The 21,249-nt window shown below is 67.0% G+C and carries 26 protein-coding genes; 25 read left to right on the plus strand and 1 reads right to left on the minus strand.

Going from position 1 to position 21,249, the window contains the following annotated elements:
* Positions 1–64 precede the first annotated feature (64 nt).
* From QNO06_RS02590 to csrA, 25 genes are all read left to right on the plus strand, one after another.
* A complete protein-coding gene (locus QNO06_RS02590) occupies positions 65–406 on the plus strand; it encodes a flagellar basal body rod protein FlgB (protein ID WP_227913271.1) in 342 nt (113 codons plus the stop codon).
* On the plus strand, positions 406–798 hold the full coding sequence (flgC, locus tag QNO06_RS02595; RefSeq protein WP_227913272.1) for a flagellar basal body rod protein FlgC: 393 nt from the start codon (positions 406–408) through the stop codon (positions 796–798). The genes QNO06_RS02590 and flgC overlap by 1 nt, the downstream gene beginning before the upstream one ends.
* Positions 798–1,103, plus strand: a complete 306-nt coding sequence (gene fliE / locus QNO06_RS02600) for a flagellar hook-basal body complex protein FliE (RefSeq protein WP_227913273.1) — start codon at positions 798–800, stop codon at positions 1,101–1,103. Before flgC ends, fliE begins: the two co-directional genes overlap by 1 nt.
* Positions 1,103–2,692 (plus strand): flagellar basal-body MS-ring/collar protein FliF, encoded by a 1,590-nt coding sequence (gene fliF / locus QNO06_RS02605; protein WP_227913275.1) that lies wholly within the window; start codon positions 1,103–1,105, stop codon positions 2,690–2,692. The genes fliE and fliF overlap by 1 nt, the downstream gene beginning before the upstream one ends.
* A complete protein-coding gene (gene fliG / locus QNO06_RS02610) occupies positions 2,689–3,765 on the plus strand; it encodes a flagellar motor switch protein FliG (protein WP_227913276.1) in 1,077 nt (358 codons plus the stop codon). Before fliF ends, fliG begins: the two co-directional genes overlap by 4 nt.
* Entirely contained in the window at positions 3,755–4,360 is a 606-nt protein-coding gene (locus QNO06_RS02615) for a FliH/SctL family protein (protein WP_227913281.1), read from the plus strand. Before fliG ends, QNO06_RS02615 begins: the two co-directional genes overlap by 11 nt.
* Complete coding sequence (locus tag QNO06_RS02620) at positions 4,357–5,688, plus strand: FliI/YscN family ATPase (protein WP_227913282.1); 1,332 nt, start codon at positions 4,357–4,359, stop codon at positions 5,686–5,688. Before QNO06_RS02615 ends, QNO06_RS02620 begins: the two co-directional genes overlap by 4 nt.
* Positions 5,688–6,119 carry a flagellar export protein FliJ gene (locus tag QNO06_RS02625; protein WP_227913283.1) on the plus strand — a complete coding sequence of 144 codons (432 nt, stop codon included), beginning with the start codon at positions 5,688–5,690 and terminating at the stop codon, positions 6,117–6,119. The genes QNO06_RS02620 and QNO06_RS02625 overlap by 1 nt, the downstream gene beginning before the upstream one ends.
* Positions 6,119–6,772, plus strand: a complete 654-nt coding sequence (locus QNO06_RS02630; protein WP_227913284.1) for a C40 family peptidase — start codon at positions 6,119–6,121, stop codon at positions 6,770–6,772. Before QNO06_RS02625 ends, QNO06_RS02630 begins: the two co-directional genes overlap by 1 nt.
* Positions 6,769–8,331: a flagellar hook-length control protein FliK gene (locus tag QNO06_RS02635; protein WP_227913285.1), complete on the plus strand. Its 1,563-nt coding sequence runs from the start codon at positions 6,769–6,771 to the stop codon at positions 8,329–8,331. The genes QNO06_RS02630 and QNO06_RS02635 overlap by 4 nt, the downstream gene beginning before the upstream one ends.
* A 14-nt stretch (positions 8,332–8,345) precedes the next feature.
* Positions 8,346–8,822: a flagellar hook assembly protein FlgD gene (locus tag QNO06_RS02640; RefSeq protein WP_227913288.1), complete on the plus strand. Its 477-nt coding sequence runs from the start codon at positions 8,346–8,348 to the stop codon at positions 8,820–8,822.
* 38 nt (positions 8,823–8,860) lie between these two features.
* Positions 8,861–10,063 carry a flagellar hook protein FlgE gene (locus tag QNO06_RS02645; RefSeq protein WP_227913289.1) on the plus strand — a complete coding sequence of 401 codons (1,203 nt, stop codon included), beginning with the start codon at positions 8,861–8,863 and terminating at the stop codon, positions 10,061–10,063.
* 176 nt (positions 10,064–10,239) lie between these two features.
* On the plus strand, positions 10,240–10,551 hold the full coding sequence (locus QNO06_RS02650; RefSeq protein WP_227913290.1) for a flagellar FlbD family protein: 312 nt from the start codon (positions 10,240–10,242) through the stop codon (positions 10,549–10,551).
* Positions 10,551–11,354, plus strand: a complete 804-nt coding sequence (locus QNO06_RS02655; protein ID WP_227913291.1) for a motility protein A — start codon at positions 10,551–10,553, stop codon at positions 11,352–11,354. The genes QNO06_RS02650 and QNO06_RS02655 overlap by 1 nt, the downstream gene beginning before the upstream one ends.
* The gene (locus QNO06_RS02660) at positions 11,351–12,163 is read left to right on the plus strand and encodes an OmpA/MotB family protein (protein WP_227913292.1); all 813 of its coding nucleotides are present in this window, start codon (positions 11,351–11,353) and stop codon (positions 12,161–12,163) included. Before QNO06_RS02655 ends, QNO06_RS02660 begins: the two co-directional genes overlap by 4 nt.
* A gap of 44 nt (positions 12,164–12,207) precedes the next feature.
* A complete protein-coding gene (locus QNO06_RS02665; RefSeq protein ID WP_227913294.1) occupies positions 12,208–13,107 on the plus strand; it encodes a flagellar motor switch protein FliM in 900 nt (299 codons plus the stop codon).
* 2 nt (positions 13,108–13,109) lie between these two features.
* Complete coding sequence (gene fliN / locus QNO06_RS02670) at positions 13,110–13,811, plus strand: flagellar motor switch protein FliN (protein WP_227913296.1); 702 nt, start codon at positions 13,110–13,112, stop codon at positions 13,809–13,811.
* Complete coding sequence (locus QNO06_RS02675) at positions 13,811–14,299, plus strand: FliO/MopB family protein (protein ID WP_227913298.1); 489 nt, start codon at positions 13,811–13,813, stop codon at positions 14,297–14,299. The genes fliN and QNO06_RS02675 overlap by 1 nt, the downstream gene beginning before the upstream one ends.
* Positions 14,296–15,147: a flagellar type III secretion system pore protein FliP gene (fliP, locus tag QNO06_RS02680; protein ID WP_269437409.1), complete on the plus strand. Its 852-nt coding sequence runs from the start codon at positions 14,296–14,298 to the stop codon at positions 15,145–15,147. The genes QNO06_RS02675 and fliP overlap by 4 nt, the downstream gene beginning before the upstream one ends.
* Positions 15,147–15,422: a flagellar biosynthesis protein FliQ gene (gene fliQ / locus QNO06_RS02685; protein ID WP_227913300.1), complete on the plus strand. Its 276-nt coding sequence runs from the start codon at positions 15,147–15,149 to the stop codon at positions 15,420–15,422. The genes fliP and fliQ overlap by 1 nt, the downstream gene beginning before the upstream one ends.
* Entirely contained in the window at positions 15,423–16,181 is a 759-nt protein-coding gene (locus QNO06_RS02690; RefSeq protein ID WP_227913302.1) for a flagellar biosynthetic protein FliR, read from the plus strand.
* Complete coding sequence (locus QNO06_RS02695) at positions 16,182–17,309, plus strand: EscU/YscU/HrcU family type III secretion system export apparatus switch protein (RefSeq protein ID WP_227913304.1); 1,128 nt, start codon at positions 16,182–16,184, stop codon at positions 17,307–17,309. It abuts the gene before it with no gap.
* Positions 17,306–19,363 carry a flagellar biosynthesis protein FlhA gene (locus QNO06_RS02700; protein WP_227913306.1) on the plus strand — a complete coding sequence of 686 codons (2,058 nt, stop codon included), beginning with the start codon at positions 17,306–17,308 and terminating at the stop codon, positions 19,361–19,363. Before QNO06_RS02695 ends, QNO06_RS02700 begins: the two co-directional genes overlap by 4 nt.
* A complete protein-coding gene (locus QNO06_RS02705) occupies positions 19,338–20,357 on the plus strand; it encodes a hypothetical protein (RefSeq protein WP_227913309.1) in 1,020 nt (339 codons plus the stop codon). The genes QNO06_RS02700 and QNO06_RS02705 overlap by 26 nt, the downstream gene beginning before the upstream one ends.
* 101 nt (positions 20,358–20,458) lie before the next feature.
* Complete coding sequence (gene csrA / locus QNO06_RS02710; RefSeq protein WP_227913311.1) at positions 20,459–20,710, plus strand: carbon storage regulator CsrA; 252 nt, start codon at positions 20,459–20,461, stop codon at positions 20,708–20,710.
* Between the two features lie 158 nt (positions 20,711–20,868).
* Here the strand turns inward: csrA and QNO06_RS02715 are convergent, their stop codons facing one another.
* A complete protein-coding gene (locus tag QNO06_RS02715) occupies positions 20,869–21,204 on the minus strand; it encodes a hypothetical protein (RefSeq protein WP_227913313.1) in 336 nt (111 codons plus the stop codon).
* Between the last annotated feature and the right edge of the window lie 45 nt (positions 21,205–21,249).

Below are 21,249 nucleotides of genomic sequence, written 5' to 3' on the forward strand. Positions count from 1 at the left end.
GATCGCTCGCGTAAAAGGCCACGGATCGGCCGCACCGTCCCTTTAGCGAGAACTGGGTCCCACCGTGTTCGATTCCGTTTCCTCCATTGCGCTGCAAAGTGCCTTGGATGGCCTTGCCCTCCGTCAGCGGGCCATCGCGAACAACATCGCGAATGTGAATACCCCCGGCTACAAGGCCCAGCGCGTCAGCTTCGAAGACGCCCTCGCTAAATCAGTGAAAGCCGGCAACGGAGCGGCCGCCGCCACCACCGCGCGCTCCCTGGAACCCACCCGCCTGGACGGCAGCAACGTCAACCTGGACACGGAAACCCTGTCCAACATTGACACTGTGCTGCGCTACCAGTTCGCCACCCAGGCTGTTGGCGGAGAAGCCAGCTCCCTCCGCACGGCCATGAGGACCAACTAATGACTTTTGATGCCATCGGCATTGCCGCCACCGGACTGACCACACACCGCAAATGGCTGGACGCAGTCTCCGACAACTTGGCCAACGCCAACAACGTCTCCAGCACCGACGGCGCGGCCTTCCAAGCCCGCTACGTTGTGGCGCAGGAAGGCGCGGAAGGCACCGGCGTCTACGTCTCCGGTGTCCAGTACGGCGACGCCGAAGGCCGGATGGTCTACCAGCCGGACCACGCCCTGGCCGACGCCGAAGGCTACGTCCGGTACCCCGATATCGACCTGTCGGAACAGATGGGCAACCTGATCCTTGCCCAACGCGGCTACGAAGCCAACGCCGCCGTGGTTGACCGTGCGAAGAGCACGTATGAAGCAGCACTGCAGATTGGACGCTCCTAATGCCCGTTCCCGCCATCGCCGCCGTCAGCGGCACCACGCCCACGGCGTACATTGAGGCGGCCACCCCGGCAGTCTCCACGGACGGCTCGGCCTTCGGCACGTCCCTCACCGGGGCCGTGGACAACGTCACCGAACTGCAGTCCACGTCCAAGACCCTGGCAGTACAGGCCGTGACCGGAGACCTGGATGACATCCACGCCGCCACCATCGCCTCCACCCGCGCCTCCCTCACGCTGGAACTTGTTGCCGCGGTACGCAACAAGGGCGTTGACGCGTTCAACGAGATCATGCGGATGCAGGCCTGATGCCCCCGGCTATGAATGCGATGGCGGGCCGGATCGGCACCACCCTCCGCGAGTTCACCCTCGCCCAGAAAACCATTGCCATCATTGGGATTGCCGTATTGGCCCTCGGGATAGCCATGCTTGCCTCCTGGATGACCAAACCGTCCTACACGCCCCTGTTCTCCGGGCTGCAAGCCGAAGACGCGAACAGCATTGTGGAGCAGCTCAAGACGGACGGTGTTCCGTATGAAGTAGCGGACGGCGGCGGCACCATCATGGTTCCGGAAGAAAACGTCTACGACCAGCGGCTCAAGGCTGCCGGTGCAGGCCTGCCCTCCGAATCCACCGGCGGGTACTCCCTGCTGGATGAGATGGGGGTCACCTCCTCCGAATTCCAGCAGTCCGTCACCTACAAACGGGCCCTGGAAGGCGAAATCGCCAAAACGGTGGGCGCCATCGACGGCGTGAAGAACGCCTCCGTGCAGCTCGCCATCCCCGAAGACACCGTTTTTGTGTCGGAGAAATCCGACCCCACCGCCTCCGTTTTTGTGGAAACCGCCAAGGGCACCACCCTCAGCGCAGACCAGGTCTCAGCCATTGTGCACCTGACCTCAGCCTCGGTTGACGGCATGCAGTCCACCGACGTTGCCGTAATCGACGCCAGCGGCACCGTGCTCTCCGCAGTTGGCGTGGGCGCCACCGGCTCCGCCGATAAACAGGCCACCGACTACGAAGAGCGTGTGACCTCCTCGGTGCAGACCATGCTGGACCGGGTAGTAGGCCCCGGCAACGCCACCGTGGCAGTGGCTGCGGACATGAACTACGAATCCGCCAACCGGGTGGAAGAGTCCTTCACCGCACCGCAGGACACCCCGGCGCTGAATGAATCCACCAGCACCGAGGAATACACCGGCGCCAACGGCGGTACCGCCGCAGGGGTCCTGGGTCCGGACAACATCGCTGTGCCCAACGGCACCAACGACGACGGATCCTTCAAATCCGAAACGAGCACCAAGAACAACGCCGTGAACAAGGTGACCGAAACCCGGGACATCCCGGCAGGGTCCCTGAACCGGCAGACCGTCTCGGTGGCCCTGAATACCCAGGCCGCCGCCGGACTAAACGTTGCGGACCTGGAAGCCCTGGTTTCCACCGCCGCTGGCATCAACACCGAACGCGGGGATGAAATCACGGTGGAAATGGTGTCCTTCAACGCTGACGGCGCCACGAGTGCCAAAGACGCACTGGCCGAAGCGGAAGCAGCCGACGAGGCTGAACGCCGCGCCGAAATGCTGCGGATGGGTATTATCGTGGCCGGCATCGTCCTGGTGATCATCCTGGCCCTGGTGGCCTACGCCATGCGCTCCCGCCGCCAGAACCGCGAAGCCGTGGACCTGGGCGAGCTGCCCGAACTGGATCCGCTGGCCCCGGCCACCAGCCTGGCCATGCTGGAACCGGAACCCCTTCCCACGGACACCGCCTCCATGCAGATTGTTGCCGCAGCCGTTGGCCAGGACCGTAAGCGCGCCGAACTCGACGCCCTCGCCGCGCAGGATCCGGTACGCACCGCAGACTACCTGCGCAACCTCATGGAGGACAGCCGGTCATGACCGAACTAGCTACCGCCCCGGCCGGGCTGGGGCTCGGCCTGGCTGTCCCGGATGACGTACCGGCAAAGGGCGAACTGACCGGCACCCAGAAGGCCGCCATTGTCCTGATGCAGATGGAAACCTCGCGCGCCGCCGTCGTGATGCAGCAGTTCACCGAAGCCGAGGCCCAGTCCATTGCCGCGGAGATCGTCCGGCTCCGCCGGGTGGATGCGTCCGTGGCCGAAGACGCCATCAACGAGTTCTATGACATGACCGTTGAAGGCAGGCGCCGCGCCCACGGCGGCCGCGACGTCGCCATGGGCCTGCTGGAAGCCTCCTTCGGTGTCGAGCGTGCCTCCGGCGTCATGGAGCGCCTGGCCTCCTCCATGGCCGGCAAATCCTTCGAATTCCTGGAGAGCGCCGAACCGAACCAGGTGATCTCCCTCCTGGACGGTGAACTGCCGCAGACCATTGCCCTGGTCCTGGCGCACATGCGCCCCCAGCGTGCCTCGGCGGTCCTCACCGGATTGAACCAGGACCTGCGCACCGACGTGGCGCAGGCCATTGCCACCATGGCCCGGGCAACCCCCGAAGCCGTACGCGTGGTGGCCGAAACCCTGCGCGCCCGGGCCTCCGCCCTGGGCGCCGCCCGCGAAGCCACCGATGCGATCGGCGGCATCCAGCCGCTGGTGGACATCATCAACCGCTCCGACGCCGTCACCGAACGCGCGCTGCTCGAATCCCTCGAGGAACGTGATCCGGACTTGGCCGAGGAAGTACGCTCCCGCATGCTCACCTTCGCCGACCTGGTCAAGCTCGAGCGCCGCGACGTGCAGCTGGTGCTGCGCGGAATCGATGTGGGCACCCTGGCCCTGGCCATGAAGGGCGCCACCGAGCCGGTGCTGGATGCGATCCGCACCAACGTGTCCGAACGCAACCGGGAACTGCTCGACGACGAAATCAAGGTGTCCGGCCCCGCCCGCCTCTCGCAGGTGGAGGAGGCCCGCGCCAACATTGTCCGGGCCATCCGCGAAATGGAAGCCCAGGGCATCATCGAGGTACACCACGCGGACGAGGAAGAATATGTCTACTGAGACCTTCTCCCGCCTGGTCTACACCGCGCTGGGCGCCGCCGACGAAGCCCAGCTCAACGCCCAGGTGGAGGCACGCGGCCACGCTGCCGGTTACGCCGCAGGCCTGCGGGCGGCGGCCGCCGATACCGAACTGCTGCGCCGCACCCTGCAGGAGCAGTACGAGGATGAAATGCGCCACGGCCAGGAACGCGTGAACCGCAGCCTCGCCGCGCTCAACGCCGCGGTATTCAGCCTCGAAGGCCGCACCGTGGCCCTGATGGCCGAGATGCAGGACACGCTGGCCGCTGCCGCGATGGACCTGGCTGAAGCCCTGCTGCGCCGGGAACTGGCCGACGACGACGCCTCCGCCCGGTCTGCCCTGGCCCGCGCCCTGGAAGGGGTGGACACCGACCTGGTGCAGCGGGTCCGGATGCACCCGGTGGACCTGGCGGCACTGGATGAAGACACCCTGCGCCGCGCCCGCGTCGACTTTGTGGGCGACCCAAGCCTGCCGCGCGGCGACGCGGTTACTGAATTCCCTGACGGCTATCTGGACGCTTCGCTGAGCAGCGCCGTCGAACGCGCCCGCGCCGCCCTGCTTGAGGACAGGTCATGACGGCCACCGCCTGGCGCCCGCGCCCCGCGGGGTTCGCCGCCGCCCTCCGCGAAGCCGCACCCCAGCGGGTGGGCCGGGTTTCCTCCGTGCTCGGCCTCAGCGTGGAAATTGCCGGCCTGGACTGCGGCGTGGGGGACCTGGTTTCCATCGGGCACCCCGGCGCTGCCATTGACGCGGAGGTAGTGGCTGCCACCCGCGACGGCATCCGCTGCATGCCCTTTGGCCGGCTTACCGGCCTGACCGCCGGCACACCCGCCCGGTCCAAGGGCACGCCGCTGCTGGTACCCACCGGAGCCGGACTGTTCGGCCGCGTGCTGGACGGGCTGGGCCGGCCGATCGACGGCAAGGGACCGCTGGACATTGAGGCCCTGGTGCCGCTTGACCACGAAACCCCGTCCGCGATGCTGCGCACCCGCATTGACACTCCACTGCAGCTGGGCGTGCGTGCCCTGGATACCCTCACCACCGTGGGCCGCGGCCAGCGCATGGGCTTGTTCGCCGGTTCCGGTGTGGGCAAATCCTCGCTGCTGTCCATGATTGCCCGCGGCACCGACGCCGAAGTGTCCGTGATTGCCCTGGTGGGGGAGCGCGGCCGCGAAGTGCGCGAATTCCTCGAAGACGACCTGGGTGCTGAAGGCCTGGCCCGGTCCATCGTGGTGGTTTCGACGTCGGACGAGCCCGCCCTGATGAGGCTGCGCGCCGCCTTCGTGGCCACCCGAATTGCCGAGTCCTTCCGCGACCGCGGCGCCCACGTGATGCTGATGATGGATTCACTGACCCGGGTGGCCATGGCACAGCGTGAAATTGGTTTGTCCGTAGGCGAACCGCCCGCCACCCGGGGTTACCCGCCCTCCACCTTCTCCCTGTTGGCACAGCTGCTTGAGCGGGCCGGCACCGGCGAACACGGCTCGGTCACCGGCATGTACACGGTGCTGGTGGACGGCGACGACCACAACGAACCCATTGCCGACAGCGCCCGGTCCATCCTGGACGGCCACGTGGTGCTGGACCGCAAGCTGGCCGTATCCGGCCACTTCCCGTCCATCGACGCCCTGGCCTCGATTTCGCGGGTGGCCTCCCGGGTCAACCCGCGCGAACGCAGCGACGCCGCGTCCACGCTGCGCCGGGTAATGGCAGCCCGCCGGGCCGCCCAGGACCTGCTCGACGTCGGCGCCTACCAGCGCGGTTCCAATCCGCTGGTGGACGCTGCCGTGACCAACGAAGACGCCATCAACGCCTTCCTGCAGCAGCGCATGGACGAGCAGACCCCGGCCGAAACCGCCTGGGCGCAGTTGAACAACCTGACCCGAATGCTGGGGGTGTCCTGATGCCCCGCACCTTTCCCCTGGCCGGCCTGCTTCGCCTGCGCCAAATGCAGCAGGAACGCGCAGCCGGTGAACTGGCGGCCGCCAACGTCCGCGAGAAGGAAACGGTACAGGCCCGCACCGAGGCCTACAGTGCCCTGGAATCCAGCAACAGCCAGGCCATGGACTCAGCCACCCTCATCGCCATTGCCGCCGCCCGGGCCTCGTCCCGGAGTATGCTGGCGGACCTGAACGCGCTGGGCGCCCGTCGCACCGCGGAAGTGGAAGCGGCCCGCGCCGAATTCTCCGCCGCCCGGGCCCGCTCCGTGGGGCTGGAGAAGCTGGAAGGCAAGTACGCCGCGGCCGAAGCCGCCGAGGACCTGCGCACCGAACAAAACATCCTGGACGAACTTGCCGGCTCCGCCTGGCACCGCCGGCAGAAGGAAGCCAACTGATGAGCATGACCGACGCCCTGGGGCGGATCGATGAAATCCGGAGCACGCTGACCCAGCTCTCCGGCACCGCGGATGTGAAGAAGGCTGCCTCCGCTTCGGCTTCCTCCGTGGCAGGTTCCGGCGCGGAGTTCGCCTCTACGCTGTCCTCACTGACCGCCGCTGCCTCCACCGGAACCGGTGCGCCTGCCGACGGCAAGGTGCTCGACGCCGTCCAGAAGTACCTGGGCCTGCCCTACGTCTGGGGCGGCAACGACCCGGCGCAGGGCCTGGACTGCTCGTCCTTTGTGCAGAACGTCTACAAGGACCTGGGCTACACCCTGCCGCGGGTGACCTGGGACCAGATGAGCTCCGGCACCGAGGTGGCGTCCCTGGCACAGGCACAGGCCGGGGACCTGCTCTTCAGCCACGACGGCGGCCACGTGGCCATCTATCTCGGCAACGGAAAGGCAGTGGACGCCCCGCAACCGGGCCAGACCATTGCCATCCGCGATGCGTGGGAAACCGACGCGAACCTGACCACCATCCGCCGCATCCTGCCCGCCGCGGCCGCCGGAACTTCGGGAACGGCCGGAGCCATGGACGCCTCGACAGTAACCGACCTGGTGGCCTCCGCCCGGGCCGCGCAGTCTGCCCTGATGGGATCCGCAGCATGAGCGTGACCACCGGGATGCCGCGGCCCGCCGCCCCCGCACCCGCTACACGGACCGCTCCGTCCGGAGCGCCGCAGGCCGGTGCATCACGGCCCGACGCCGGTGCATCCTTTGGCTCCTCCCTGGAGGACGCCGTGGCGGCGTCGGCCCAGACGGCAGCGCCTGGTACCGCCCGGAAGAGCGCCCCGGCCGACCAGCCGGGAGCCCAGTTGGAAGCACAGTTGGAAGCCGCCCAGTTGGAAGCACAGCGGGGAACACAGGTAGAAACCGGAAACACAACGGGAGATACAACCTGGGCCCTGCCGGCCGAAAAGCCGGCAACCGGCGGCGACACCCCGGACACCCCTGTCCTCAATCCCGATTCGGCGGCGGCCACGGCAGGGACTGCACCCCTGCCGGTCCCGGTTGCAGCTCCGGCTTCCCCGGCAGCAACCTTCGCAAATCTGGCCGGAACAACGCTTTCGGGCGGATCCGCAGCCGCCGGGAGCGCTTCCGGTGCAGCGATGCCGGCGTCAACCTCCGGCCCTGCCGGCGGCATCGGCAGTGCGGCAGCAGCAACTTCGGCACCGGCCGGGCCGGCGGCCGCAGCAGTTTCCCCCGGTGCAGCCCCCTCCGTTGCCGTGCCCGCAGCTGCTACAGCCATGCAGGCCTCCGTTGCCGGCGCTTTCCGCGGCGCGGCAGGCTCCGGCATGTCCGCTGCTCCCACGCAGGGCAGCCAGGCGTCCGCAACGGCAGCATCCGCGCACCCGGCGGCAGCAGGAGCCGCGGAAGGCGCCGCTGCCTCCGTTGCTGCGGAACCCGTTTCCGTTCCGCCCGTTTCCGGCACCTCCCTTTCCGGGATACCGGCGGCTGGGAGCCCGGCGGCTGCTCCGGCAGCAGGGCAGGCCCCGGCCGATACTGTTTCCGTCGCCGACGCGGCTGCTGGAACTGGGGCTCCGCTCCTGGCTGGCGCGGCTGCCGCGGCGGTTCCGGCCACCGGGACCGCAGACGCTGCGGCGGCCGTACCGGATACCGCGGCTCCCGCCGTGGGCCCGGTCGCTGCCCCCGCACTGCCGTCGCCGTCCGCTCCCATCGCCTCACTTCCGGTGCATGCATCCGCCGCGCCGCCCGCGCCCGCCGCAACCCCGCTGCTGACCCAGGTGGCCCAGCCGCTGTTCAGCTTGGCCGCGGCACCGCAGGGAGAACACGTCATGACGCTCAGCGTCACGCCGGACAATTTGGGACCGGTCACGGTGCGTGCCCATGTGGGCGCGGACGGTGTCCGGATTGAACTTTTTGCCCCGTCGGAAGCCGGACGTGACGCGCTGCGGACCCTGATGACGGACCTGCGCCGGGACCTGGCCGGTTCGGGCATGAACGCCAACCTGTCCCTTTCCTCTTCCGGCACCCCGGGCGAGGGCGCAGGGGACGGAACTGCCGGCCGCCGCGACGGGGAAACCCAACCCGGAGCTTCCGCCGATGCCAACGCTGAAGCCCGGCGCCCTGCCGCGGATGACGCACGCCCACGCACTTACCGTCCCGGACTTCCCGGACCGGCCTCAACCATCGACTTCCTGGCCTAGAAAAGGAGACCCCCGTGCCCATCGAAGCAGTAGTGGCAACACGCGGTACTGATACCGCCGCCGAAGCCACCCGCGCACCCAAACAATCCATGGACAGCGAGGTCTTTATGCATCTGCTGGTGACCCAGCTGCGCAACCAGGACCCCAGTTCACCCATGGACACCAACGAAATGATCGCCCAGACCACCCAGCTGGCCTCCATGGAACAGCTCACCTCCATGGCGAAGATGGATGAAGAGAACTTCTCCCTCCAGATGCGCATCGCGGCCGCCGCACTGATCGGCCAGACCGTCACCTACACCGACGACGCCGGCAAGCCCGTCACCGGAACAGCCAGCTCGGTTTCCTATGCGGCCGGCGTTCCGACCGTCAACATCAACGGCAAGGATGTCCTGCTCGACCGGATCTCCGGCGTCGTCTCCGCAACAGCGGCCGCACCGGATACCGCTGCGCCGGCTCCTGCTTCCGCAACAACACCAGTCTCTGCCTAACCTTCCCTCTGCATCACCCAAGCTGAAAGGCGCATGCCATGCTTCGCTCTCTTTACTCCGGTATCTCCGGACTCCGTTCACACCAGACCATGCTCGACGTCACCGGCAACAACATTGCCAACGTCAACACCTCGGGCTACAAGGCCACGGCCGTCCAGTTCCAGGACACCCTCTCCCAGCTGACCCAGGGCGCCACAGCCCCGGGCGCCAACAACGGCGGCTCCAACCCGGCCCAGGTAGGCCTGGGCGTGCTGGTTTCAGGTATCACCACCAACTTCACCCAGGGCTCGGCCCAGTCCACCGGGCGTGCTACCGACCTGATGATTTCCGGCGACGGCTACTTCGTCACCAAGCAGGGCGACCAGACCACCTACACCCGCGCCGGCGCTTTCGACGTCGACGCCTCCGGCCGCCTGGTCACCACGGACGGCAAGATTGTCCAGGGCTGGACCGGTGTTGACGGAGTCATCAACACCGGCGGTGCGGTTGGCAACGTCACCCTGCCGGAAGGCGCCATTTCCCCCGCCAAGGCCACCGGGAACGTCACCATGGGCGGAAACCTTCCCTCTGAGACCACCGCCGGGGACGCAGCTGCTACGCCGCCGGTGCCGGCAGGCACGATCGTCCGCGACATGACGGTGTACAACAACAACGGCGTCGCCAGCGTGATCCCGCTGACCTTCACCCGCACCGCCGGAGGCTGGTCCGTCTCCGCGCCGGGTTCAACCCCTGAATCAGCGAACCTGAACTTCACCGACGGCAAGCAGGTGGCCGGGAGCGCGGCCTCCATTACCGTGGGCGGCGCGACGGTGGACCTGACCGGCCTGTCCAGCTATGCCGGCGTCAGCACCGCGTCGGTCACCGGCCAGGACGGGCGCGCCGCCGGCACCCTGGAGTCCTTCTCCATCGCCAAGGACGGCACGCTGATCGGTTCCTTCACCAACGGGGCCAAGCAGGCACTGGCGCGTATTGCCGTTGCCACCTTCACCAACCCGGCTGGCCTGGAAAAGGCCGGCAACTCCGGTTTCACCGCCACGGTGAACTCGGGCAACCCCGTCCTGGGCGGCCCCGGCGACCCCGGCATGGGCAACGCGATTGCCGGTTCCCTGGAAATGTCCAACGTGGACCTCTCCCAGGAATTCACCAACCTGATCGTGGCCCAGCGCGGCTTCCAGGCCAACGCCCGCATCATCACCACCTCGGATGAAGTGCTGCAGGAACTGACCAACCTGAAGCGCTAACCGAAGTTTCACGCAGAACGGCCCCGCTGCACGGCAGCCGGGGCCGTTCTGCTTTTAAGGCGCTGCGATCCGGGCGTGATGCGTGAAACAGCGGTCTTCCTTACAATCCGGGCGCACCGGCCGAAAGTAGGGGTGAGGGCTTATCGGAGTCCCGTGGAACGAACCAGGGCAGGGCAATGATTGTACTCACGCGTCTGAACGACGCCCAGTTTGCGATCAACCCTGATCTGATCGAGCGGATCCACGCCAACCCGGACACAACGCTGGTGATGGTGGACGGCTCGAAGTACATCGTGACCGAGAGCATGCAGGAAGTGATCGACCGGATCGCCGCCTACCGGGCCCTGGTGATTTCCATGGCGCGGGACACCCCTGCACCGGTCCGTGAAAGACCCGGGTTGGGGCTAGTGCCCGAAGTCTTTTCCGCGGAACCGTCCGGTGTCCCGACCCCCAGCAAGACCGTGCCCCTTCGCCCTAGGAACAACTAATGGATCCAGCAACAATAATCGGCCTGGTGCTAGCCTTCGGCTCGCTCTACGCCATGATCACCCTCGAAGGCGCGCATGTTGGCGCGCTTCTGTTGCCGGCACCAATGATCCTTGTCTTCGGCGCCACCATCGCCGTGGGCCTGGCGGGCGGAACGCTCAAGGACTTCCTCATTGCATTCAAGGCCCTGCCCCGGGCCTTCATGGGCAAAACCCCGCAGCCGCAGGAAACCATTGACCGTGTGGTCCTGCTGGCCGAGAAGGCACGCAGTGAGGGCCTGCTGTCCCTGGAACAGGACGCTGCCGAAGTGGAGGACCCGTTCCTGCGCACCGCGCTGCAGAACATCGCCGACGGCACTGACGGCGACGAACTGCGGATGCTGCTCGAAGACGAAGTGGCCACCAAGACGGCCAGCGACAAGATCCCGGTCAAGTTCTTCAACAGCCTGGGCGGCTACGCGCCGACGGTGGGCATCATCGGCACAGTGGTGTCCCTGACCCACGTGCTGGAAAACCTCTCCACTCCGGACCACTTGGGCCCGATGATTGCCACGGCCTTTGTCGCGACCCTGTGGGGCCTGCTCTCGGCCAACTTCATTTGGCTGCCGATCAGCTCCCGGCTCAAGCGCCTCGCAGATCTTGAAGCCGAAGAAATGACCCTGCTGATGGAAGGTGTTCTGGCCCTCCAGGCCGGCAGCCAGCCCCGCCTGCTGGGCGAACGCCTGCGGGCCATGGTTCCCGCGCACGCGCTGGGCACCAAGGCCGACAAGGCGGAGAAGGCCGAGAAGGTCCAGGACGCAGCGTGAGTGCCAGCAAGCGGCGCAAGCCGAAGGTCGAGGAGGAGAGCCACCCGGACGAACGCTGGATGGCCTCCTACATGGACATGGTCACCGTGCTGATGTGTATGTTCATCGTCCTCTTTGCCATGTCCAGCGTGGACCAGGAGAAGTTCGATCAGCTCAAGGAATCCCTGGCCACCGGATTCGGTGCCACGGAAACCAATACGGTGGACACCGCCGTCGGCATCATTGTGCCGCCGGACAAAGTGGACAATGAGGAAATCATTGAGCCCGACGCCGCCCTGGCCGCCAAGGAAGTGGACGACCTCACGGCGCTGCAGGACGCCATCTATGCCGGGTTGCAGGAAAAAGGCCTCGAAGACGCCGTCCGGTTTGAAATGGATGAGCGGGGCCTGACCATCCGCCTGGTCAGCTCCGAAATGTTCTTCGCCCCGGATCTGGCGGACCTCACCGAAGCCGCCGCGCAGGTGCTGGACACCGTGGGCCCGGCGCTGGCACCCACCACCTACCAGGTATCCGTTGAGGGGCACACCGCCCAGGTCCGGCAGTTCGCTTCCGACGCCCTGGACTGGGAACTGTCTTCCTCGCGCTCCGTCAACGTGCTCCGTTACCTCGTGGCCAAGGGCGGCGTGGTCCAGGGCCAGATCAAGGCCGTGGGCTACGGCGAATCCCGTCCTTTGACCCCGGGCACCACAACTGAGGAGCTGGCCCGCAACCGGCGGGTGGACATTGTGGTCCTGTCCGGACAGAGCGAGGACGTGAGATCGTTGATCCCCGGAATCGTGGCCGAACAGCAAGCTGCGGCGGGCAGCTGACCGCGTCCCTTACGCGCGGGCCTGCGCTGCCGATAGTCCCGGATGTGACGGTCCAAGAATCACCTCCTATAAGCACGCCCGCTAAAGCCAAACCGGTAGAGGTTTACGACTTCAGCAGGCCCACTACGTTGGCCCGCGAACATGCGCGGGTACTGGAAATGGCGTTCGATACGTTCGCCCGCCAGTGGGGAACCCAGCTCACTGCCAAGGTGCGGGTGCTCTCGCAGGTTACCTCCGAGCAGGTCCAGGTCCTCAGCTACGACGAATACGCCGCGTCCCTGCCGGACAACACCGGCATGGTGCTGTTCAACATGGCCGCTACCTCGGCCAAGGCCGTTATCCAGTTCCCCATGGACGCCGCACTGTCCTGGGTGGGGCACATGCTCGGCGGCACCGGGTTCCAGTCCGCACCCGAACGCAAGTTCACCCACATTGAACAGGCCCTGCTGGGCAAGATCATGGACGACGCCGTCGAGGACCTGCACTATTCCCTGGGCCACCTGCTTACGTCTCCGCTGACGCTGGCATCCGTGCAGTACAACTCCCAGTTCGCGCAGGCGGCCGCCTCCGGTGACCCGATGATCGTCGCGACCTTCGAAATGGTGGTCGGCGAAACCACTGCGCCGGCTACCGTCGCCATACCGGCAGCGGCCCTGCTGCCCCAGCTGGATCCGCTGGGCGCCCAGTCCACCCACGCCAGCCCCGCCGAACTTATCCAGCGGCAGCTGACGCACGTGCCGGTGAAGGTCTGCCTGCAGCTGGAACCCATCGTGGTGAAACCCGCCATGGTCCTTCGCCTGGCCGTGGGGGACGTCCTGAATCTTGGCCACCCCCGCCACCGTCCGCTGAACGTCACCGTTGACGGTCAGACCCTGGCCCAGGCCGCCGTAGGAGCCAGCGGGTCCCGCCTTGCCGGCAGCATCGTCAGTATCGAGGAGAAGTAGTTATGACCAGCCCCCACAGCCTGCACGCGGACGCCGTTTCCGCCCTGGTGCGCGGCCTGCCCACCCCGCTTGTCCTGGAACCTATTGCCCACAACGGTGCGGGGGTGCCGGCGTCGGAAACCGCTGCCGCGGTAACCGCCTCCTTCGTGGGCGCCGAATCCGCCGACCTGGCAGTGGTCCTGGCGAGCTCATCGCCGCTGTCCGCCATCGCCGGCACCGACTCGCCGCTGGTATCCGCCGCGGACGTCCTGCGCCCGTCGCTCGAAGCCGCCAGCGCCACCCTCGGCGTCGGCGTCCTGGGCGAGGCCCGCACCGAAGACGCGTCCGCACTGTTCGCCGATCCCGCCAGCGTGGTGTTCGAGCTCCGTTCCGCTGAAGGCACGGCCGGCTGGTTTGCCATCAGGCTGCGGGACACCCCGTCTGTGCACGGCGGTTCCGCGGACGATTCGATCGTCGGCAAAATGGGCCGCATCAACAACATCGAGATGGCGCTGACCGTGGAGATCGGACACACGCGTATGTCCGTCCGCGACGTGCTGAACCTCGAACCCGGCCGCGTGGTGGAACTGGACCGTTCCGCAGGAGCGCCCGCTGACATCCTGCTCAACGGACGGCTCATTGCCAACGGTGAAGTGGTGGTTATCGACCAGGACTACGCCGTGCGCATCACCAAGATCCTGGACGTGGTTGAGGGGCTTAATTAGTGGACACCCTGTTTCTGGGACTGCGTGTCCTGGTTTCGCTCGGCGCCGTGCTGGGCCTGCTGTGGTGGCTGCAGCGGCGTTTCAGCAAGGTCGCCGGCACTGACCGCGGCGAGCAGGTCCCGATCCGGGTGGTCAGCCGGCAGCCCATAACTCCCAAGGCCTCCGTGGTTGTGGTGGAAACCGGCGGGCAGCGTTTCCTCCTGGGAGTCACCGAAGGTGCGGTCAATGTGCTGCACACCTCGGACCTTCCGCCTGAACCGGAAACAGCGGACGCCGCGCCGGACGCCGAGTTTGCAGCTTCCCTGCAGGCCGCAGGGGACGGCACCGCGGACGCCGCTGCGGCGCCCACCCGGCGCGCGCACCGCGCAGCCCACGCCCTGCCCCTGACCGAACCGGTGCCGGCCAAGTCCGTCCTGGGCGGTTCCATCCTGTCGCCGGAGACCTGGCGCCAGACCGGAAACTTCCTGCGCCAGGGGCGCAAAGGATGAGCACCGCCGTCGCCGTGCGCCGCACCCGCAATGCCCTGGGCCTGGCCGCCGCACTCCTTTTGGCCGTGGCTGCCCTGCTGCTGCTCAGCGCTGCCGCCGGCCACGCGACCACCTTTGACCCGGTGCCGCCCGTGGCGCCCACGGCTCCGGGGGCTCCCGCCGAGCCCGACGACGGCGGCGGGCTGAGCATCGACATCAACGGCCAGGACGGCGCGCCCTCCACGGCCGTGACCACGCTGATCGGCATCACGCTGCTCTCCGTGGCACCGTCGCTGCTGCTGATGCTTACGTCCTTCACCAAGATCTTCGTGGTGCTGGCGATGACGCGCAACGCCCTGTCACTGCCGTCAATCCCGCCCAACCAGGTGCTCGCCGGGCTGGCCCTGTTCCTGTCGCTGTTCATCATGGCCCCGGTCATCAGCGAGATCAACACGATTGCCGTCCAGCCCTATTTGGACGGCTCCATCAACTTCGACACCGCCATCGACACCGGTTCCGGGCCGCTGCAGCAGTTCATGCTCGCGCACACGCGCGAAGAGGACATTGCCCTGATGACCCGCGCCGCGGGGCAGGAAAACCCCGAGAGCCCCGAATCCGTGCCGCTGACTACCCTGATTCCGGCGTTTATGATCTCGGAGCTGCGGGCTGCGTTCATCATCGGTTTCGTGATCTTCGTGCCGTTCCTGGTCATTGACCTGGTGGTCTCCGCCGCGCTGATGTCCATGGGCATGATGATGCTTCCCCCCGTGATGATTTCCCTGCCGTTCAAGATCCTGCTGTTCATCCTCGTGGACGGCTGGGGCCTGATCATTACCTCCCTGATCAACAGTTACCAGGGCGGCACCTAGTGGATACAAATGCCGTCCTGGACATCGCCATGCAGGGCCTCTGGGTGGCGGCCAAGCTGTCCGCACCGGTGCTGATCACGGCGCTGGTGGTCGGTTTCGCGATTTCGCTGCTGCAGTCCATTACCCAGATCCAGGAAGTGACGCTTTCCTTCGTGCCCAAGGCCATCGCCGTGGCCATAGCCCTGCTGGTCTGTGGACACTGGATGATCTCCGAAATAGTGGCCTTCACGCACGAAATGTTTTCAAGGATTCCGTCCCTTCTCGGCGGCGGCTAGATGAACATTCCCCTTGACCAGGACTGGATCGAGGCGTTCCTGCTGGCCTCGGTCCGGATGGTGGCCTTCCTGGTCATCGCTCCGCCGTTTTCCTACAACGCCTTCCCCGCACGCGTGAAGGCCATGATCGGCCTGGGCCTGGCCTTGGCCGTGGCCCCGCAGCTCAGCCAGGGGTACAGCGCGCTGGACACCGGAGCGTTTTTCATGGCGCTGGTGCTGGAACTGCTGGTGGGGGCGCTGCTGGGCTTCCTGGTCATGGTGGTGTTTTCCGCCGTGCAGTCCGCCGGCAACCTGATCGACACCTTCGGCGGTTTCCAGCTGGCCCAGGCCTTTGACCCGCAATCCATGGTCAACGGTGCCCAATTCACCCGCATTTTCCAGATCACCGCCCTGGCGCTGCTGTTCGCCTCTGACGGCTACCAGCTGATCATCGGCGGGCTGCTGCGCAGTTTCACCGCCCTGCCGCTGGCCGGGGGAGTGGACCTGGCCGAGCCGGTCTCTGCCCTGGCCACGTCCGTGTCCCAGATGTTCCTTGCTTCGGTGCAGATCGCCGGGCCGCTGCTGGTGGTGCTGTTCCTGGCCGACGCCGGGCTTGGCCTGCTCACCCGCGTGGCCCCGGCGCTGAACGCGTTCGCCCTGGGCTTCCCGCTGAAGATCCTGCTGACGCTGACCCTGGCCTCGATGGTTTTCCTGGCCCTGCCGCGCATTGTTTCCTCAATGGTGTCCACCATTGTGCGTGCCGTGACGGGGGTGGGATAAATGCCGGAACAGCCCACAGGCGAACGGACCGAACAGGCCACCGAGAAACGGATGAAGGAAGTCCGGTCCAAGGGCCAGCTCTCCAAATCCGAAGACCTCACCGCATGGGTGGGGGTAGGCATGGCGGCCCTGATGATGCCGTTCACCATTTCCCGCGGCTCCGAGGCAGCCGGGGAGGTGCTGACCGGCGTCTCCACCATCATCGCGAACCCGGATCCCCAGGTGGCCGTGACCCTGATGAATGACGGGCTCGGCAGCATGGCCTATATCCTCGGCCCGTTGCTGGGGGTAGTGGCCGGGGCGGTACTGCTCACCGCCGCCATGCAGGGCGGCATCCATATCAAGAAGTTCAAGGGCAAATTCGAACAGTTCAATGTGCTTGCCGGGGTCAAACGCGTTTTCGGCACCCAGGCGCTCTGGAACGGCGTGAAGTCGCTTGCGAAAACAGCGGTGGTGGGCCTGGTCCTGTATGCGGTAATCCAGCAGATGATGCCGGTGCTGATGTCGGCCGGCGGGCTGCCCGTGTCCGCCGTCCTGGAAGCAGCCGGCGGCGGCACCGCCCTGCTGCTGCAGGCGGCGGTGGCCGCGGGCCTGATCCTCGCCGCGGCGGACATCTTCGTGGTGATGAAGCGCAACCGGAAACGCACCCGCATGACCAAGAAGGAAGTCAAGGACGAGAACAAGAACAGCGAAGGTGACCCGCTGGTCAAGTCCCAGCGCCGTTCCCGGCAGCTGGCCATGAGCAGGAACCGCATGATGGCTGCCGTGGGGGACGCCGACGTCGTCCTGGTGAACCCCACGCACGTGGCCGTGGCCCTGAAATACGAGCCGGGCAAATCCGCGCCCCGGGTCGTGGCCAAGGGCGCCGGTGTGATTGCCGCCCGGATCCGTGAGGAAGCCGAAAAAAAGGGCGTCCCCATGGTGTCCGACATTCCGCTGGCGCGTGCCCTGCACAGCGCGTGCGAACTGAACGCCGAAATCCCGGCGGAACTCTACAACGCCGTCGCCCGCGTGCTGGCCTTCGTTATGTCCCTGAAGCGGCGCGGATCCGCTGCCGGAATGCACACCATGGCGGCCGTGCCGCCCCTACCCGTGACCACCCCACAACACCGTAAGGCCGCGCAGTGAAACGCAACCGCAACCTCTTGAAACTCGCCGTCCCCGTAGGCGTCATCGGCATCATCCTGCTGCTGGTGGTCCCCATCCCTGCGGCGCTGCTGGACGTGCTGATCATCATCAACATCCTGCTGGCCCTGGTGATCCTGCTGACCACCATGTTCGTGCGCAAGCCGCTGGACTTCTCGGTGTTCCCGTCCCTGCTGCTGGTTGCCACGCTGTTCCGGCTGGGACTGAACGTGGCCTCCACGCGCCTGGTGCTGGGCGAGGGATATGCCGGGCAGGTCATTGAAGCCTTCGGGCACGTGGCAGTGAACGGGTCCTTGATCATCGGCGCGGTGATCTTCCTGATCCTGGTGGTCATCCAGTTCGTGGTGGTCACCAAGGGTGCCGAGCGCGTGGCCGAGGTAGGGGCGCGGTTCACCCTCGATGCCATGCCCGGCAAGCAGATGGCCATTGACGCGGACCTGAATGCCGGCCTGATCACCGACACCCAGGCACGGGAACGCCGTGCCGAGGTATCCGCCGAAGCCGACTTCTACGGCGCCATGGACGGTGCCTCCAAGTTCGTCAAGGGCGACGCCATTGCCGGCCTGATCATCATCATCATCAACATCATCGGCGGCATCGCCATCGGGATGCTCCAGCGCAGTATGTCCGTTGGCGAAGCCGTCAACACCTACAGCCTGCTGACCATCGGCGACGGGCTGGTCACCCAGATCCCCGCGCTGCTGATGGCCGTCTCCACCGGCATGATCGTGACCCGCTCCAATGCCGAAGCCGATATGGGCAGCACCGCGGGGGCGCAGCTGAGCCAGTCCCGGAACGCCCTGATGGTCGCAGGCGGCGCGGCCATTGTGATGGCCTTGATCCCGGGCATGCCCAAGATGCCGTTTATTGTCATCGGCGCGCTGCTGATCTTCGCGTCGCAGCGGATCAAGAAACAGGAAGCGGCGGCGGAGGCGGAGAAGGCCAGCACCCAGGCCGCCCTGGATGCACCGGCCGCCTCGGAGACCACCGAAGACCTGATTGAGCAGATGCGGGTGCACGCCCTGGAGATCATGCTCGCTCCGGACCTGGTGGACATTGTCACCGGCGGCTCCGATGACCTGCTGGCCCGGGTCCGGGCGCTGCGCCGCAAGATCGCCATGGACCTGGGCATTGTGGTGCCGCCGGTCCGCACCCGCGACAGCGTGGACCTGCCGCTGTCCACCTACGTCATCCGGATTGCCGGAGTGGAAGCAGGCCGCGGGGAGGCGCCCTCCGGCAAGATCCTGGCCTTGGGCGACTACCTGGACGGGCTGCCCGGCACCGCCACCGTGGAACCCGTGTTCGGGCTGGCCGGAAAGTGGGTTCCCGCGGAAATGCAGCATGCCGCGGAAATGGCCGGTGCCACTGTTATCGACCGGGTATCCGTGCTTGTGACGCACCTCTCCGCGGTGATCACCGCCAACGCCGCCCGGCTGCTGACCCGCGAGGACGTGCGGGTGCTGACCGAAGGGGTGAAACAGGTGAACCCCTCGGCCGTGGATGAACTGGTGCCCGGGGTGCTGTCCCTGGCGGAAGTGCAGCGGGTGCTCCAGGGCCTGCTGGCCGAGCAAATCCCCATCAATGACCTGCCCCGGATCTATGAGTCCCTGCTGCTGCGCGCGAAGGTCTCCTCGGACCCGGAGGGCCTGATCGAAACGGCCCGCACGGCACTGGGCCCGGCCCTGGCCGCCCAGTATGTTGCCGACAACGTCCTGCGGGTCATCATGATTGACCCGTCTCTGGAACAGTCCATGCTCGAAGCGCTGCGTCCCTCGGACCAGGGCAGCCAGATCCTGCTCGACCCCGCCCGGATCGAAACCGTGCTGGCCTCGCTGCGGAACGCCGTCGCCGGAGCCGAAAATGCCGGCTTCAATGCGGTGCTGGTCTGCGCCCCGGCACTGCGCCCCGCTATCCGCCGGCTGGTGTCGGCGCAGGCGGGCGGACTGCCGGTACTGTCCTACCAGGAAGCGACAGCGGGTAATGTCAGTATCGAGACTGTAGGGGTGGTGCGTGGAACCGAGACGATTTCAGCTTGAAGGGACGTCGCTTGACGCCCTGAAAGCCCAGGTGTTTGCCGAGCATGGGCCGCGGGCGAGGATTATCGCCGCCGAGAAGGTCACCGTGGGCGGGATCGGCGGGTTCCTCTCCCGCCAGCACTATGAGGTGACGGTGGAGCTGCCGCCCAGCGGCAGGCGCCGCGCCGCCGTCGAGCCGGACCTGCCCAGCCGTGCGTCGTCGGAACGCGCCGGCCTTTCGGCGCTGCTCGAAGAAGCGGACCGGGCCGAATCCACCCTGCACCCGGCCGCACCCGCTGCTCCGTCCGTTTCCACCGGATCGCATGCCTTCGCCGAGCTGATGGACACCCTTGCCGCCAGCACCGGGGCCCCGGTGCAGGCACCTGCCGCATTCGCCCCGGCCCAGCCGCCGGCTCCCGTACCCCTGAACCGGATCCAGCTGAACCAGCTGCAGGCCGGCCAGCTCCAGGGGAACCAGCAGCCGGGCATGGCGCTGGAACCGGTCCAGCGCACCTCACTGCCCCCGGCGCCGCTCGGCGGCGCCGGGGACCTTGTCATGGTGGTCGGCCTGGGCGATGAAGCCCTGGAGGTCTGCCGGTCAATGGCGGATCTGGCCGGCAGCGGAGCGGCTGCGGTCCGGGTAGCCGGTGTGCTGGAGACGGACGGGGTGGGCCGGGCGGCGGACCGCCGGGCGGTAGCCACGGCGAGGGCCGCCGGTGTCATGGCCGGGCACGCCATTTTCCTCGCCTACGGGCTGGGTCGCTCCGGAACCGAGATGGGCCGGCACTCCACGCTGATTTCCGCTCTCGCCGCTGACCAGGTTTGGGTGGCCGTGGACGCCGGCCGCAAGCCCGAAGACACCGCCGCCTGGGTGGGCGCGGTGCGCTCCGCGGTGGTGGTGGACGCCGCCGCCGTCGAGGGCATCGACACCACCGGGACTCCCCAGTCCGTCAACTCGCTGGGCCTGCCTATCGGCTGGCTCGACGGCGGGCCGTCGCCCACGCCGGTCCTCTAGCCCGCCGCCGGGCCTCGCCGCAGGGCCGGGCCGCGAAGCCCGGAGAACCTGCCGTCCCGCGCTTCGGCGGACAGCGCCCCCGATTGCGGTAGAGTGAGCGGATGCTGGTGCTAACACGCAGGTCCGGAGAGCAGATCCTGATCGGGGATGACATTGTTATTACCGTTCTGGACTCACGCGGCGACGGCGTGCGCATCGGCATCGATGCTCCCCGCGGCGTGAAGATCCAGCGCAACGAGGTTGTGCGTGCGGTGGAAGAAGCCAACGTGGCCGCCACCGAAACCCTTCCGGGCGCCGAAGAGCGGATCAAGGCCCTGCTGGCCGGGCGGATTCCCCCGGCACCTGCTGACTGACCGGCCTTCCGACTGACCGGCCTGCCGACTGACCGGCAAACCGGTTTTCGCTGCCGGCACCCTTTGGACAGCAGAAACCCCCACCGTTTCTTGGGGAAAACAGCGGGGGCTCCTGGTCAGTTGCCCGGGGACGGCCGGGCATATCAAGGGTCCGGAGGCTAGGCGACGCCGCGCGCTGCGCGTTTGGTGCCCAGCCCCAGGAACCGGCTGCCGGCTTTGGAACGCCGGGCAGACCCTGCGGACTCGCTCCTCGCCGTCAGGCCCGCGGTCGGGTCCTGCTGCGGGAGTCCGAAGTATTCGGGCAGGACACGGCGCTCATGGTTGCTGCAGCGGACGCCGGGGTACTGGAACCCGTTGATAATCCAACGGCCCCGGTCCTCGATCCACCTGGGCACCATGCGGCGGTTGCACTCGGTGCATACCGGTCCTACGAAGGCATCCCGCTGGACGCGCGTGTAGCGGCGGATGGTGTGGCCGCTCATTGCTGTGTCCATGCGAATTCCCTCTTTCCTCCGGCGATGGGCCGCCGGTTGTTATCC

Origin of the sequence: Arthrobacter sp. zg-Y20 (genome assembly GCF_030142075.1) — a bacterium.
GTDB lineage: Bacteria > Actinomycetota > Actinomycetes > Actinomycetales > Micrococcaceae > Arthrobacter_B.